Below are 15,037 nucleotides of genomic sequence, written 5' to 3'. Positions count from 1 at the left end.
AGGAAGCAACACGGCACAATGCGGAGACGTGGGCCCCGGCTCAGCAGCGCACCGTCGAAGCGACGCTGCGCTGCGTCCGGGGCACGAGAGCGTGCTCCCTCACTTCCGGTATCTCAGCGCCTCCACCAGCACCGCAAACGCCGGCGTCGGCTGCCGCCGGCTGGGGTAATACAGGTGATAGCCGGCGAACGGCGCGCACCAGTCGGCGAGCACGCGGATTAGCCGGCCGTCGGCGATCTCGCGCTTGACGAGATCTTCCGGGATGTAGGCGAGGCCGAGCCCCGCCACCACGGCATTCATCCTGAGCAGGCCGGTATTGAACACGAGCTGGCCGTCGACGCGTACCTTCATGACGCGGCCGCGCTTCTCGAACTCCCAGGCATAGATCCCGCCATAGGTCGGCAGGCGCAGGTTGATGCAATTGTGCTCGGTGAGATCCTGCGGCCGCTTCGGCCTGCCGCGCGCGGCGAAATAGGCGGGCGCGCCGACCACGGCCATCCGCATCTCCGGCCCGATCCGCACCGCGATCATGTCCCTGGCGACCTGCTCGCCGAGACGGACGCCGGCGTCGTAACGCTCTGCGACGATGTCGGTGAGGCCATAGTCGACGACGAGCTCGACCTTGATGTCGGGATAGCGCGGCAAGAGTTTTGCCAGCGCCGGCCACAGGATCGTCTGCGCCGCGTGTTCGCCCGTGGTGATGCGGACCGTGCCGGCAGGTGTGGCGCGCAGCGCGGTGAGCGCTGACAGTTCGGCATCGATCTCGTCGAACCGTGGCCCGATGGTTCGGAGCAGCCGTTCGCCGGCCTCCGTTGGCGCGACGCTGCGGGTGGTGCGGGTGAGAAGCCTCAAGCCCAGCCGCTCCTCCAGCGCGCGCACGGTGTGGCTGAGCGCCGATTGCGACACGCCGATCTGGGCGGCTGCGCGGGTAAAGCTGCGTTCGCGCGCGACGGCGAGAAAGGCGAGCAGATCGTTGGTGTTGGTGCGGGCCATTCATGAGTCCAGATCATGAGTACATGCCGATTTTATCACCTAATCGCAGGCCCGCGCGCGGCCTAAATTTGCTGCCGAAATTGATCTCTAGAGGAGAGCAGCAATGCAGACGCGCAAACTGGGCAAGAGTGGTCTCGAGGTCTCGGCCCTCGGCCTCGGCTGCATGGGACTGAGTTACGGCTACGGCCCCGCGACCGAGACGTCACAAGCAATCACACTGATCCGGACGGCGTTCGAACGCGGCGTGACGTTCTTCGACACCGCCGAGGCCTATGGCCCCTTCGTCAACGAGGAGCTGGTGGGCGAGGCGCTAGCGCCGTTCCGCGACAAGGCGGTGATCGCCACCAAGTTCGGCTTCAAGGGCGGCAAGGTCGACGCCGGGCTCGACAGCTCTCCCGCCAACGTCAAGGCGGTGGCGGAGGCTGCGTTGAAGCGGCTCAGGACCGACCGCATCGATCTGTTCTATCAGCATCGCGTCGATCCGGCGGTGCCGATCGAGGATATCGCCGGCGCGGTCAAGGATTTGATCCGCGAGGGCAAGGTGCTGCATTTCGGCCTGTCCGAGGCGGGCGCCTCGAGCATCCGTCGTGCCCACGCGGTGCAGCCCGTCACCGCACTGCAAAGCGAGTATTCGCTGTGGTGGCGTGAGCCGGAGCAGGAGATCTTGCCGACGCTGGAGGAGCTCGGCATCGGCTTCGTTCCGTTCAGCCCGCTCGGCAAGGGCTTTCTGACCGGCGCGATCAACGAGAGCACGGCGTTCGACAGCAGCGATTTCCGCAATATCGTGCCGCGCTTCTCATCGAGCGCACGCAAAGCTAATCGGGCGCTGGTCGATCTGCTCGGCGAGCTCGCCGCAGCGCGAAATGTGACTCCTGCACAGATCGCGCTGGCCTGGCTGCTCGCACAGAAGCCCTGGATCGTGCCGATACCCGGCACCACCAAGCTGCACCGGCTCGCGGAAAATCTCGGCGCGGCTGCGGTGACACTAACGACTGCGGATCTCGCTGCGATTCTGGGGGAGCTGGCCAATGTGACGGTGCAAGGCGACCGTTACCCCGCACATCTTCAGGCGCGGGTCGGCCGCTAACATTTGTTGTGAATGCCCGGTGAGCGTTCGCTTACCGGACATTTCTCCCCTGTGTATCGCTGTAAGCGCTACCAAGCTCTGCCGCGAAGGCATTAAAAACACCGGCGGCACCCGCTTATTCCAGGCGCGTTGCGACTTCGTCATACCGGTGCAGGATACGTATTTCCGATAATCAATTTAATTCGCTTTCCTTCCTGCTGGGTTATATGTCGGGCATCCGTCCAATGGGGGAGGCCGGCGCAGCCTTGTGGGCTTGCGCGACCGGCAAGGAGCAGGGGCAAACTCGTCGGCATGTTCGAAGTGATCCTCACCAGACGCAAACGGTTCGGTTGGCGGTGGCAGGTCTGCGACCAGTCCGGCAAGATATTTGCCGACGGCTTCGAACGTTCGCGGCCGTCCGCTAAATATTATGGCGAGCGCGCGCTGTTCTTCCTGTTGTCGCAGGCCCATTTGCGCAACCGCTTCACGGCGTCGAGCGAGGATTAGGGGCGCGTGAAGCTTGGTTGCCCGGATTTCGCTTCGCTGGATCCGGGCTACAAGAGTTCGCGCCCTCAGATATCGACCACCAGCTTGCCCTTGGCGGCATGGTCCCGGATCAGCGCATAGGCCTCGCCAACGCTCTCCATCGTGAAGCGCCTGGCATCGAGCAGCGGCACCAGCTTGCCGGCCTCGGCGAGCCGCGTGGCTTCCGCCATGATCTCCCCGTGATGCCCGCGGCCTTCGCCGGAGAGCAGCGGCAGCAGCGTGAACACGCCGGAATAGGTGGCGGCGCGGAACGACAGCGGCGCCAGCGCATGCGTGCCCCAGCCGAGCGCGCTCACGACATGACCGAAGCGGCGCACCGCCGCAAAGGACGCATCGAGCACCTTGCCGCCGACGGTATCGTAGACGATGTCGAAGCCGCGGCCGCCGGTGTGTTCGCCGACGTAGGCCTCAACCGTGGTATCGCGGTCGATGAATGCAGCGCCAAAGCTTTCGATCGTCGCGCGCTGGGACGCCGAGCCGGTCGCGAACACCTCCGCGCCGAACGCGCGCGCGATCTGGATCGCGACATGGCCGACGCCGCCTGCGCCGCCATGGATCAGGACCTTCTGTCCGGCCTTGAGGCCAGCCCGGTCGATCAGGCCTTCCCACGCCGTGATGAAGATCAGGGGGAGCGCGGCGGCCTCGCGCATGTTGAGATTGGCCGGCTTGAGCGCCAGCAGGTCGGCATCGACTGCGGCGAATTCGGCGAGCGACCCCTGCACGCCGCCGACCCCGCCGGTCATGCCATAGACTTCGTCGCCAGCCTTGAACCGCGAGACCTCGCGGCCGGCCTGCTCGACAATGCCGGCGAGATCGATGCCGGGGATCGCGGGCAGCGGATGGCGGGCATGGGCGGCGGCGCCCGCATGGATCTTGGTGTCGAGCGGATTGACCCCGCTTGCGCGCACCCGCACCAGCACCTCGCGGGGGCCGATCTCGGGCGTTGAGATGGTGGAGATGCGCAAGGGCGCGTTATGGGTCTCCAGCACGCCTGCGCGCATTGTCGATTGTCTCGTCATGATCGTCTTGCTCCGTTGTCGCCCTCCAATATGCCCATGATTTTTTGCATGGGAACGAACAAGGATGTACGATGATCGTGCATTTTTGAATGACCAGGTTTTGATCGGGGGAACTCCGATGGAGTGGGGCGATCTGCGCATCTTCCTGGCGATTGCGCGCGAGGGCACGCTCGGCGCTGCCGCGCGAAAAATCGGCCAGACCCAGCCGACCATGGGGCGGCGGCTGCGTGCGCTGGAACAGGCGCTCGGGCAGACGCTGTTCCAGCGCACCGCCGACGGCTTTGTCCTCACCGATGAAGGCACGGCCGTGCTGGCGCATGCCGAGCGGATCGAGGAGGAGGCGATCGCGCTTCAACGGCAGGCGACGGGCACGGAGACGCAGCTCGACGGGACTTTGCGCCTGTCCTCGTCGGACTGGTTCGGCACGGTGATGCTGTCGCCGGTGATTGCGGCCTTCGGCAAACGCCATCCCAAGGTGGTCGTCGAGCTCCTCACCGATGCGCGGCTCTACAGCCTGCCGCGGCGCGAAGCCGATCTGGTGTTTCGCATCAAGCCTTTCGATGAGCCCGAGGTCATTTCCAGGAAACTGCTCCACATTCCCTACGGGCTCTACGGCAAGAAGGGCAGCAAGCCGCCGCGTGCCGGTGACGGCAGCGGCGTCCGCATCGTGACCATGAACGCCGAATTTTCCGATATGCCCGACGCGGTCTGGCTGAAGCGCACGCTGCCGAAGGCGGAGATCGCCTCACGCAGCAACAACCGCCAGGCGCAGGCCGAGCTCTGCGCCGGTGGTGGCGGCCTTGCTGTGCTGCCACGTCCACTTGGTGATCGCGATCGCCGCCTGGTCGCGCTCGACATCGGCGCCAGCCCGCCCGGTCGCGACACCTATGTCGGCTATCACCGCGATCTCAGGCGTTTGGCGCGTTTGCGGGCGTTGCTGGATCTGGTGATCGAGAAACTGGCAGAAGCGCGGCCGTAGCCTCGGACGAAGCAATGACGACGTGGCGACGCATCGCATTTTAAGCGACCGTCATAGTCTCTAACGCGCACTAACCAAGGCGCGACTTAAAACTGTCATAATCGCTAAAATGGAACCGCGGCTGCGGCCTTTTTACATGCCATTAAGCGGGCTTGCATTGGATGCGGTGGGAAAGTGCGTTGGGGACTACAATGAGTGCCGCGAAGAAGATACCGGGCAAACCGGTCACCGAAATGTTTGACGACATCCCGGTGCTTCAGCGCAAATGGCGTGCCGCGTTGAAGCCGGGTGACCGGCTGCCGCGTTATGAGGACGTGATGCTCGGCAGCCTCGGACGGCTGGCCGACCATATCGCGTTGCTCAAGGGTGATGGCGCGCTCGAACTCTCGCGCAGCGGACGCTACGTGCAGAAATGGCTCGGCGAGGAGCGCTGGGACATTCCGGTCGCTGAGCTGTCGCCGGACTGCGCCACCGCGTTGTCGGAAGCGGTGGCAAGCGCGCTCAAGAACGGACAGCCGCACCAGGCCAGCGCCCATTGCGTGCGCGACGGCATGGTCCGGACCTACGATGTGCTGGCATTGCCGACGGCCTCGCGCTGGGGCGCGACGCTGGTCGGCGCCTACGTCAACGAACGCGGCGCGCAATATAATCTGCTCGACGCGATCTTCTCGTCGACCGATGACGCGGTGGTGTCGCTGGCGACCCTGCGCGACGCCAACGGCGCGCCGTTCGATCTGCAGGTCGTGCACCACAACAAGAGCGCGGGCCTGCTGCTGAAGGTCGCGAGCGGAAGCCTGCTCTGGCGGCGGATCGGCGAGGGCCGCACGCTGCTGGCTTCGCCCGAGATCATGCATTTTCTGCTCAAGGCCGTCTCCGGCGGCCGCGGCGAGCAGCTCGAGATCGAGCACGAGGGTCGATACCTCCGGTTCAGCGCCACGGCCTTCGCCGACGTGGTCTCGCTGACGATCTCCGATGTCACTGCGCTGAAGCGCCGCGACGCCTCGTTCCGCCTGCTGTTCGACAATAACCCGATGCCGATGTGGGTGTTCGACGCCGAGACCAAGCAGTTCCTTGGCGTCAACGATGCCGCGGTCCAGCATTACGGCTACAGCCGCGCTGCGTTCCTGCGCATGACGTTGCCCGAGATCTGGCCGCAGGACGAATGGGACAGCCATGCCGAGGCGCTCGAGCGGATCGGCGACACCTATCATTCCTCGCGCAACTGGCGGCATCTGCGCGCAGACGGCAGCGAGATCGAGGTGCTGACCTTCGGCCGCCGCGTCACCTTCGACGATCGCGACGGCTACCTGGTCGCGGTCGTCGACATCACCGAACGGCGCAAGGCCGAGGCACGGATCGCGCATATGGCCCACCATGACGGGCTCACCGATCTGCCGAACCGTGAATATTTCCAGGAGCGCCTGAAGCAGGCACTCGATCAGGCCGCAGGCAAGCGTGTCGGCGTGCTCTATATCGACCTCGACCTGTTCAAGAACATCAACGACTCCTTCGGGCATCCGGCGGGCGACCGTCTGCTCAAGGAGGTGGCCCAACGCCTCTCCACCGTGGTCCGCGGCGTCAACCTCGTAGCAAGGCTCGGCGGCGACGAGTTCGCCGTGATCCTGGCGGCCGAGGTCTCGCCGAACGAGGCCAGCGCCTGTGCGGCCCTGCTGATCGACATGCTGAAAGCGCCCTACGACATCGATGGCCAGGAGATGGTGATCGGCGCCAGCATCGGCATCGCGCTGTCGCCGGGCGACGGCGTGACCTCGGAGGAGTTGATGCGCAACGCCGACATGGCGCTGTATCGGGCGAAATCCGACGGCGGCGGCGTGCATCATTTCTTCGAGCGCGAGATGGATCTGCAGGCGCAGAAGCGTCGCGACATGGAGCTCGACCTGCGTCGTGCGTTCGCCAATGGCGAGTTCGAGCTGCACTACCAGCCGCTGGTGTCGATCGCTTCCGACCGCATCTCAGGCTTCGAGTCGCTGCTGCGCTGGCGTCATCCCGACAAGGGCATGATCTCGCCGGCGGAGTTCATTCCGGTCGCGGAGGATATCGGCCTGATCACCCAGCTCGGCGAGTGGGTGTTGCGCGAGGCCTGCGCCGAAGCGGTGAAGTGGCCAGCCGACGTCAAGGTCGCGGTCAATCTGTCGCCCGCGCAATTCCGCAGCCGCAACCTGGTTCAGGTCGTGATCTCGGCGCTCGCGCAGTCCGGCCTGTCGCCGAAGCGGCTCGAGCTCGAAATCACCGAGTCGATCTTCCTGGCCGAGACCGATGCCAATCTCGCGATCCTGCATCAATTGCGCGAGCTCGGCGTGAGCATCTCCATGGATGATTTCGGCACCGGCTATTCCAGCCTGAGCTATCTCCGCAGCTTCCCGTTCGACAAGATCAAGATCGACCGCTCCTTCGTGAAGGATCTGGCGCAGCGGCCCGATTGCGGCGCGATCGTGCGTGCGATCTCCGGCCTTGGGCGCAGCCTCAATATCACCACGACCGCGGAAGGTGTCGAGACCGAGGACCAGCTCGACTGGCTGCGCGCCGAAGGCTGCAACGAGGTGCAGGGTTTTCTGTTCAGCGCGGCGCGGCCGGCTGCCGACATCGCAAAGCTGTTGGCCGATTTCGGCCAGCGCGCCTCACGGGCGGCGTAACTCGTCGGGGTAGCAATCGTAGACCAGGGCCTTGAACGCAGGCGTGATGCGGCCGCGCTCGTTCTGGGTCTGCTGCATCAGGACGTAGACCATGTCGAGCTTCGGATCGACGCCGAAATAGGTGCCGCTGCCGCTGTCCCATTTCAATTCGCCGATCGAACCTGCCGGCGGCGGCTTTGCGTTGCCGGGATCGGTGCGTACGCCGATGCCGTAGCCATAGCCAAAACCATCGCCGGGGAAATAGAAATAGTCGCGGCCGACGCCGGAGCCGGGACCGACGTGGTCGGTCGTCATCGCCTTGAAGGTCGCCGGGCTGAGGTAACGCTTGCCCTCGAACTCGCCGCCGTTGAGCAGCATCTGCGAGAAGCGCTGATAGTCGGTGATGGTCGAGAGCAGGCCTCCACCGCCGGATTCCCATTCGGGATGGGCGAGGCGGTCCCGCTCGCCGGCGAGCAGGATCGGGTCGTTCGGCAGCGGCCGCGCCATCCGCGTGCGCTCCTCCGGCGTCGTCAGCACGAATTTGGTGCTGGTCATGCCGAGCGGATCGAGGATGCGTTGCTTGAGGAAATGGTACAGCGTCTGGCCCGAGATGATCTCGATGACGGCGCCGAGCACGTCGGTGGAATGGCCGTAGCGCCACAATGTCCCGGGCTGACGGGTCAGCGGCAGCTTGGCGATGCGGTCGGCGAATTGCCTGTTGTTGAACGGGCCCTCGAAAATATTGGCGGCCTGATAGACCTCCATGACCCAGGGGGCACCGATGTAGTCGTAGCTGATACCCGAGGTCTGCCGCAGCAGATCCTCGATGTTGACGGGGCGGTTCGGCGGCTCCAGTCCGAGTTTCGAGGTGCCATCCGGCTCGATGCCGACCTGGGTGTCGGCAAAGAGAGGAATGTATTTCGACAAGGGGTCGGTGAGCGCGAGCTTGCCTTCGTCGATCAGCATCATCGCGCCAAGGCACGTGATCGGCTTGGTCATCGAGTGGATCGAGAAGATCGTGTCGGGCGTCATCGCGAGGCCCGTCCTGGTGTCGCGTACGCCGAAGGTCTTGCGATAGACCTCCTTGCCGTGCTGCTGCACCAGAACGATGGCGCCCGGCAGCCGGCCGGTCGTCACCTCGTTGTCAAAATAGTCGGTGATGCGGTCGAGTCCGTCAGGCGACGGGGCCGGGATGTTGGCGGCGGCGCGGCCTTGCGCCATCGAGCCGGCCAGCATCGCGGCTCCGACCAAGAATTCACGACGCTTCATCCGGGCTTCCTCCCAAGCAGGGAACAAAGCCGCAAGACGTCCGATGCGTCAACAAGACTTCGATTAAAAGCGCGTCACGATTTCGGAAAGGACCGGTCGCGGACGGTCCTCGCTCGGCTTGGTCGGCGTGCCGATGTGAACGAGGCCGGCGAGCTTCTCGTCGGCCTTGAGGCCAAGCCCGTCCAGCACGTCGCGATCGAAGGAGAACCAGCCGGTCAGCCAGCAGGCGCCGTAGCCGAGCGCGGTGGCGGCCGTGACGATGTTCATGACGCTCGCGCCCGCCGACAATTCCTGCTCCCACGCCGGCACCTTGGGATGCGGCTTGGTGAAGCTGACGATGCCGATCACCAGCGGCGCATCGGTGAGACGCTTGCGCTCGGTCTCGATATCGGCTGCGGGTGCGCCGGGATTCTTCCGCGCGAAGACTTTGGCGATCACCTCACCGGCGCGCTGGCGAGCATCGCCTTCGAAAATGATGAAGCGCCATGGTGCGAGCTTGCCGTGATCGGGCACGCGCGCGCCGATGGTCAAAATGGTCTCGAGCTCGGCCGGCGAGGGGCCGGGGCCGGTCATCTCGCGCGGCTTGACCGAGCGGCGGGTCTTGAGGAGTTCGATGGCGTCGGGCATTGCGATGGCCTCTTCAGATGGGCAACGGGCGTGCCATGCCGAGATAAGCATGCACGCCCGCAACCGAAAGCGATTTTAGATCGATTTCAGGGATCAGACCGCCTGGCGCATCCGCCGGACATCCGGCGGGGTCGCCTCGTCGACCAGGGCGGCGATTGCCTCCTCGGTCGTCATCACTTTCTGGCCGTCGCTGCCGAGCCGGCGGACGGAGACCGAATGCGTCTCGGCCTCTTTCTTGCCGACCACGAGCAGTGCCGGGATCTTGGCCAGCGAGTGCTCGCGGACCTTGTAGTTGATCTTTTCGTTGCGCAGGTCGATCTCGACCCGCAGCCCCGCGCGCCGCGCCTGCTCCATAACCACCTTGGCGTATTCGTCGCCTTCCGAGGTGATGGTCGTGACCACCGCCTGCACCGGCGAGAGCCAGAGCGGGAAGTTGCCGGCATAGTGCTCGATCAGGATGCCGATATAGCGCTCCATCGAGCCGCAGATCGCACGGTGCACCATCACCGGCGGTTTCTTGCCGCCGTCATGGTCGATGTAGAACGCGCCGAACCGCTCCGGCAGGTTGAAGTCGACCTGCGTGGTGCCGCACTGCCAGTCGCGGCCGATGGCATCGCGCAGCACGTACTCGAACTTCGGCCCGTAGAAGGCGCCTTCGCCTGGATTGATCTCGGTCTTGATGTGATTGTTCTGCGCCTGGATCTCGCGCAGCACAGTGGCCATCACGCGTTCGGCGTGATCCCACATCGCATCCGTGCCGACGCGTTTCTCCGGCCGCGTGGAGAGCTTCACGGTGAGATCGCCGGTGAAGCCGAAATCGGCATAGGTCGACAGGATGAGATCGTTGATCTTCAGGCACTCGTCGGCAAGCTGATCCTCGGTGCAGAAGATGTGCGCGTCGTCCTGGGTGAAGCCGCGCACGCGCATCAATCCGTGCATGGCGCCGGACGGCTCGTAACGATGCACCACGCCGAATTCGGCGAGGCGCAGCGGGAGATCGCGGTAGCTCTTCAGGCCGTGCTTGAAGATCTGGACGTGACCGGGGCAGTTCATCGGCTTGAGCGCAAACCAGCGCTTGTCCTCGGCCTCGTCGCCGGCCGACTGCGCCGCGAACATGTTTTCGCGGTACCAACCCCAATGGCCCGAGGTCTCCCACAACGACTTGTCGAGGATCTGCGGCGCGTTGACTTCGTTATAGTCGCCGCTCAGGCGGCGGCGCATGTAGGCGATGAGCTGCTGAAAGATGGTCCAGCCCTTCGGGTGCCAGAACACGACGCCCGGACCTTCCTCCTGGAAATGGAAAAGGTCGAGCTCGCGCCCGAGCTTGCGATGATCGCGCTTCTCGGCTTCCTCGATCTGCTTGAGATAAGCGTCGAGGTCCTCCTGCTTGGCGAAGGCCGTGCCGTAGATGCGCGTCAGCATCGGGTTGTTGCTGTCGCCACGCCAATAGGCGCCGGCCACCTTCATCAGCTTGAAGGCGTTGCCGACCTTGCCGGTCGAGGTCATGTGCGGGCCGCGGCAGAGATCGAACCAGTCGCCCTGGTAGTAGATCTTGATCGGCTCGGTGCCGGGAATGGCGTCGACCAGCTCGACCTTGAAGGCTTCGCCCTTGTCGCGGAACACCTGTTTGGTCTTTTCGCGATCCCAAACCTCTTTCGTGAAGGGTTTGTCGCGCGCGATGATCTCGCGCATCTTTTTTTCGATCGCGGCAAAGTCTTCCGGCGTGAACGGCTCGTTGCGGAAGAAGTCGTAATAGAAGCCGTTCTCGATCACCGGGCCGATCGTGACCTGAGTGCCCGGCCAAAGCGATTGCACGGCCTCAGCCAGCACGTGCGCGCAGTCGTGGCGGATCAATTCGAGCGCGCGCGGATCGTCGCGGTTGACCAGCTCGATCTTCGCATCGGCTTCGATGGGATCGTTGAGGTCGGCGAGCTCGCCGTCGAGCGCCATTGCGACGGTGCGCTTGGCCAGCGAGGGCGATATGCCCTTGGCGATCTCGAGGCCAGTGATGCTCTTGTCATATTGGCGCTGGGCGCCGTCGGGGAAGGTGAGGGTGACTTTGGCGGCTGGGGTCACAGGCTTGAGATTGCTGAGGCTATATTGAAAGCCGGATTCGGATTTGGGCTGATCGGACATTGCTTTTCTCCTGAGGCTCACTCCTGCGAACGAGCGCAGGTAAGCGGGAACGAGCGATATATCAGGCGATTCGGCCTGCGCAATCCGGCAATTCCAAGAAAGTGGCGCGCAAAAGCCGGGGCGAGGCCGAACTATTTCGAACGGCGCTCTTTCGCTGGTGGCGCGTGTGTTCTACATGCATTTGCATGGAAAATCCCCGCGCCGGCCGTTTCGCGCCCACCGCCCTGATGCTTGGCAATCTCGTCACCGGTTGCTCGGTGCTGGCGCCGGCGGGAATGCTGCCGGAATTGTCGGCGGGGCTCGGGATCAGCATCCATGCGGCCGGGCTGCTCATCACCTTCGGTGCGATCACACTATGCATCGGCTCGCCGCTGACGGCATGGCTGACCAGCCGCATCGAACGGCGGATCTTGCTTACGACCACACTCGCGGTGCTCGCCCTCGGCAATCTCGCCTCGGCCTTTGCGCCGGATTACGCGAGCCTCCTCGTCATCCGCCTGGTGATGCTCGCGGTCGGCGCGCTCTACACGCCGCAGGCGGCCGGTACGGCGGCGCTGATCGTGCCGGCGGAGCGGCGTGGCAGTACGATTGCCTACATCTTCCTCGGCTGGTCGTTGGCTGCCGCCATCGGCCTTCCTCTGATCACCTTCATTGCCAGCCGCTATGGCTGGCGCGCCGCCTATGGCGAGATCGGTGCGCTCGGCTGCGTCAGCTTCCTGTTGCTGCTGGTGCGTCTGCCGGCCGGCTTGAAGGGCACGCCGGTCGACCTGAAAACCTGGAGCGCGGTCGGGCGCAGCCGGACCATCCTGCTGCTGCTTGCGATCACCATGCTGCAAATGTCCGGTCAGTTCGTGGTGTTTACCTTCATGGGCCCGCTGCTCAAGAAGCTCACCGATGCCAGCCCCGATGCGATCGGCATGGTGTTCGGCACCTATGGCGTCTGCGGTTTCCTTGGTGTCGTCATCGCGACCCGCATCGTCGACACCTGGGGACCTTACCGAACCTCGCTGCTGTTCACCTGCCTGCTGCTGGCGGGCATCACGGGCTGGGCGCTCGGTGCCGGCACGCTCATGTCGATGGCGGGCGCGGTCGCGATCTGGGGATTGGGCTTCGCATCGACCAATTCGATGCAGCAGGTGCGGCTGGTCGCAGCCGCCCCGCAGCTTGCATCGGCGACCGTCGCCCTCAACACCTCCGTGCTCTATATCGGCCAGGCCGTCGGCTCTGCCATCGGTGGACTGCTGTTCGCCCGCGAACTGCTGCATCCGCTCGGCTTCGTGGCGTCCGGCTTCGTCGTGCTGGCGCTGATCCTGGTGATCCTGAGCCGGCCCCAGCGGGCCGCCGCTCCGGGCTGAATCGCGCGTTTTCCTGTGCGCAAGGCGCTTGGCAAACCGCGCGCGGGAGCGCTAGAAGGCGAGGCATGGGGACCAAAGAGAGTTGACTGAAATGAGGATGATTCTGGCGGTTGCCGCGGTGCTCTATTCAGCCTCCGCATTTGCGCAGACCGACAAGCCACCGATGGTGGGGGACAAGCCGCTGGTGCAGGTGAAGCCCAAGGGGACCAAGGCCGGCACCAAGGAAGCCGCCGCCAAGCCGGCTGCAGCGCCCAAGGGCAAGCCGCAATCGGTCGCGGCGCGGCTCCAGGCCTGCCTCGAAACCGACGATGGCACCAAGGACCGGCTCAACTGCTACGACGCCATTATCCCGCCGACGCCCAAGCCCAAGCCGGCGAAGGCCAAGGGCTACGCCGATTGCCGCTTCTTCAAGGAAGAGGACGAGCGGCTGGCCTGCTTCAACGGCTTTGCCGAGAGCATTCCAAAGCTGCCCAAGACCTAGGGCCGAGCTTCGAGGGCCGGGCGCCTAGTCGGCGATCCGGCTCAGCACCGCCCTGAAGGCAACGCCCGGCACTTGCAGCGCGGTGCCTTCGAACTCGGCCGTGTCGCCGTCCTCGCGGCCGGCGAGTGTCAGCGTGATCCGGTCGATGCCGAACAGCGCCTTGAACGACGGGTCGTCGTTGTAGCGCTCGGTCGAGATCTTGACCTTGATGCTGTCGCCTTCGCCCGCATAGGTGCCAATGAAGGCGAAGGCCGAATTGCCGCCGCGCATCTTGCCATCCGTCACATAGACGACTCCGCAGCCCGTCCCATGAACGGTATGGAAGTCGACCTTGTACAGTCCCTGACGCACTGCCTGTCCCCGCGGTATTCCAGGTGCACTGGTTCAACTGCAGCTTGGCCGGCAAAATATGGTCGTGGCCGGCAGAAGCAATCCGGTAGCTGCCGGGGATTGTCGGCCATCAACACCGCATTTTGATCACGGCCCGACGGAATCGCAGCCAGCGCAGCGAAATGCCGGCGCATGCAAAATCCAGACTAACGGCTTGGCGCGGAAGAGCTGGTGGCTGCGACGCGCGTCAGCGCCAGCGCCGGTGTTGCCGACATCTTCACCAGCACGTCTTTGAGCGGGTATTGCGTCCACGCGCGGTTAACGTAGTCGCGGTGGGTTATGCCGTCGCCGGTTTCGACGAACACGACACTGCCAGGACGCAACGGCCCATCCATGTCCTCGGAAACGCCGATGCCCTTCTGCCGCAGCATGCTCATCAACTCGCGGTCGCGCCGTGCGGTGTAGTGCGTATAGGAGCTGACGAAGAAGCCCGAGCGATGGCTCTCGATCCAGGAGGCGAACTTGTCCATTTCGCCATAGACCGCATCGAGCAGCACGACACCGCGGACGCGGTCGCTGATGCCGCCGACCTCGAGGCTCCAGGCGGTCGGCAGGAAGCCGCCGCTATAGCCGACGATCACGATCGGCATGTTGGCAAAGGCACGCGCGCTGTTCGGATCACCGGTCAGCTGCGCGAGGTGACTGGCAGACTCTTCCATGAAGCGCTTGAGGCCACCGGGTTGCCAGAATTTTCCAGCGCTGGAATCGGCGGCATCGACCGCCATCTGCGGCGCAAGCAGCACGGCATTGGCGCCGGAATCGGTGATCTGCCGCGGCACCAGCTGGCGGTCGCGCACGTCGCGCTCGAGCGTTGCGCCATTGCCGTGGAAGAACACCACGATCACGCCAGGCTTGCGGACGTCGAAATGCTCGGGGACGTGCATGAGCACGCGGCTGTCGTTGTAGGTCTCGTCCTGCCAGAACACGCGCCCGGAATAGCTGCGGTGGCCGCGGCGGTCGCCCTTGGAGATGTTGAGGAAGGGCGCGTCGGACGCAGGGTTGTTGCCGAAATAAGGGAAGGCCGAGGACTTCATGCTGACCAGCGTCGTCAGGTCTTGCCGTGGTGGACGCTGGTAGGGGATTTGCGGCTCCAGCGAGGCGATCTTGTAGGGTGCCTGCTCCGGCTGAGGCGGTTGCTGTACGGCGCGCTTGGGCGAGAAGTCCGACATCTGCCGTTGCAGAAGACTCTCGCTCGCCGAAGGGAAGCGCTCCCTGAACTGCGGAGCGGGGAAGCGATCTTCGAACGTGTCACCGCTCTGGGCTTGCGGATTGGTCTTCGCAACGACCTGGACGTTGGCCTGCGAGTTCGCCGCCAGCGCCGCCGGATTGGGAGCCCTGCCGCATTGAACCAGCGTCAGTGACAACGGCACCAAGCCTGAGATCAGGGCGATCCGAAGCGCACGACGCCGCGCCCCGGACGCCTTGGTCCGGTCAGCGCGCACGTCTGCCTTCAATTTCGGAACGGCCCCGACCATCCACCCATGACCCCAAGTCACACGTCCATCGGCGATCTTGAGACAATTGAGCCGACTGGCGTTTAGGT

General features: G+C 64.6%; 13 protein-coding genes. 6 read left to right on the top strand and 7 right to left on the bottom strand.

Translation table 11 applies throughout. The annotated features are described in order from the left end of the window. Window positions 1–99: 99 nt before the first annotated feature. The gene (locus NLM32_RS29780) at window positions 100–993 is read right to left on the bottom strand and encodes a LysR family transcriptional regulator (RefSeq protein ID WP_254132326.1); all 894 of its coding nucleotides are present in this window, start codon (window positions 991–993) and stop codon (window positions 100–102) included. 103 nt (window positions 994–1,096) lie between these two features. Between NLM32_RS29780 and NLM32_RS29775 the strand changes: the two genes are divergently transcribed. Both NLM32_RS29775 and NLM32_RS29770 read left to right on the top strand, forming a co-directional pair. After that, on the top strand, window positions 1,097–2,080 hold the full coding sequence (locus tag NLM32_RS29775) for an aldo/keto reductase (protein ID WP_254132325.1): 984 nt from the start codon (window positions 1,097–1,099) through the stop codon (window positions 2,078–2,080). Window positions 2,081–2,371: 291 nt separating this feature from the next. Further along, on the top strand, window positions 2,372–2,566 hold the full coding sequence (locus NLM32_RS29770; RefSeq protein WP_254132324.1) for a hypothetical protein: 195 nt from the start codon (window positions 2,372–2,374) through the stop codon (window positions 2,564–2,566). A 65-nt stretch (window positions 2,567–2,631) separates the two neighbouring features. Here NLM32_RS29770 and NLM32_RS29765 read toward each other — a convergent pair whose 3' ends face one another. Then, window positions 2,632–3,624 (bottom strand): zinc-dependent alcohol dehydrogenase family protein, encoded by a 993-nt coding sequence (locus tag NLM32_RS29765; protein ID WP_254132323.1) that lies wholly within the window; start codon window positions 3,622–3,624, stop codon window positions 2,632–2,634. Between the two features lie 118 nt (window positions 3,625–3,742). Here NLM32_RS29765 and NLM32_RS29760 point away from each other — a divergent pair, with 118 nt between their 5' ends. Continuing rightward, window positions 3,743–4,603, top strand: coding sequence for a LysR family transcriptional regulator (locus NLM32_RS29760; protein WP_254132322.1), 861 nt, complete (start codon window positions 3,743–3,745; stop codon window positions 4,601–4,603). 191 nt (window positions 4,604–4,794) lie between these two features. Beyond that, window positions 4,795–7,257 (top strand): bifunctional diguanylate cyclase/phosphodiesterase, encoded by a 2,463-nt coding sequence (locus NLM32_RS29755; RefSeq protein ID WP_254132321.1) that lies wholly within the window; start codon window positions 4,795–4,797, stop codon window positions 7,255–7,257. On the opposite strand, the gene NLM32_RS29750 is transcribed toward NLM32_RS29755, so the two are convergent. The 3 genes from NLM32_RS29750 to thrS all read right to left on the bottom strand — a co-directional run bounded on the left by NLM32_RS29750 (window position 7,243) and on the right by thrS (window position 11,268). Beyond that, window positions 7,243–8,505 (bottom strand): beta-lactamase family protein, encoded by a 1,263-nt coding sequence (locus NLM32_RS29750; RefSeq protein ID WP_254132320.1) that lies wholly within the window; start codon window positions 8,503–8,505, stop codon window positions 7,243–7,245. The genes NLM32_RS29755 and NLM32_RS29750 overlap by 15 nt on opposite strands. A gap of 63 nt (window positions 8,506–8,568) precedes the next feature. After that, window positions 8,569–9,132, bottom strand: coding sequence for a nitroreductase (locus NLM32_RS29745; protein WP_254132319.1), 564 nt, complete (start codon window positions 9,130–9,132; stop codon window positions 8,569–8,571). A 93-nt stretch (window positions 9,133–9,225) separates the two neighbouring features. Beyond that, window positions 9,226–11,268, bottom strand: a complete 2,043-nt coding sequence (gene thrS, locus NLM32_RS29740) for a threonine--tRNA ligase (protein ID WP_254132318.1) — start codon at window positions 11,266–11,268, stop codon at window positions 9,226–9,228. Between the two features lie 185 nt (window positions 11,269–11,453). On the opposite strand from thrS, the gene NLM32_RS29735 reads away from it, so the two are divergent. Together NLM32_RS29735 and NLM32_RS29730 are read left to right on the top strand one after the other, a co-directional pair. After that, window positions 11,454–12,623, top strand: a complete 1,170-nt coding sequence (locus NLM32_RS29735) for an MFS transporter (protein ID WP_254132317.1) — start codon at window positions 11,454–11,456, stop codon at window positions 12,621–12,623. Window positions 12,624–12,714: 91 nt separating this feature from the next. Continuing rightward, window positions 12,715–13,104: a hypothetical protein gene (locus NLM32_RS29730; RefSeq protein ID WP_254132316.1), complete on the top strand. Its 390-nt coding sequence runs from the start codon at window positions 12,715–12,717 to the stop codon at window positions 13,102–13,104. A gap of 24 nt (window positions 13,105–13,128) precedes the next feature. Here the strand turns inward: NLM32_RS29730 and NLM32_RS29725 are convergent, their stop codons facing one another. Both NLM32_RS29725 and NLM32_RS29720 read right to left on the bottom strand, forming a co-directional pair. After that, on the bottom strand, window positions 13,129–13,455 hold the full coding sequence (locus NLM32_RS29725; protein ID WP_254132315.1) for a GrlR family regulatory protein: 327 nt from the start codon (window positions 13,453–13,455) through the stop codon (window positions 13,129–13,131). Window positions 13,456–13,640: 185 nt separating this feature from the next. Continuing rightward, entirely contained in the window at window positions 13,641–14,969 is a 1,329-nt protein-coding gene (locus NLM32_RS29720) for an alpha/beta hydrolase (protein WP_254132314.1), read from the bottom strand. Window positions 14,970–15,037 lie beyond the last annotated feature (68 nt).

The sequence above is a fragment of the Bradyrhizobium sp. CCGUVB14 genome (assembly GCF_024199935.1).
Taxonomy (GTDB): Bacteria; Pseudomonadota; Alphaproteobacteria; order Rhizobiales; family Xanthobacteraceae; genus Bradyrhizobium.
Note: the sequence above shows the minus strand (reverse complement) of the source record. Positions and strands in the feature narration are given on the sequence as shown.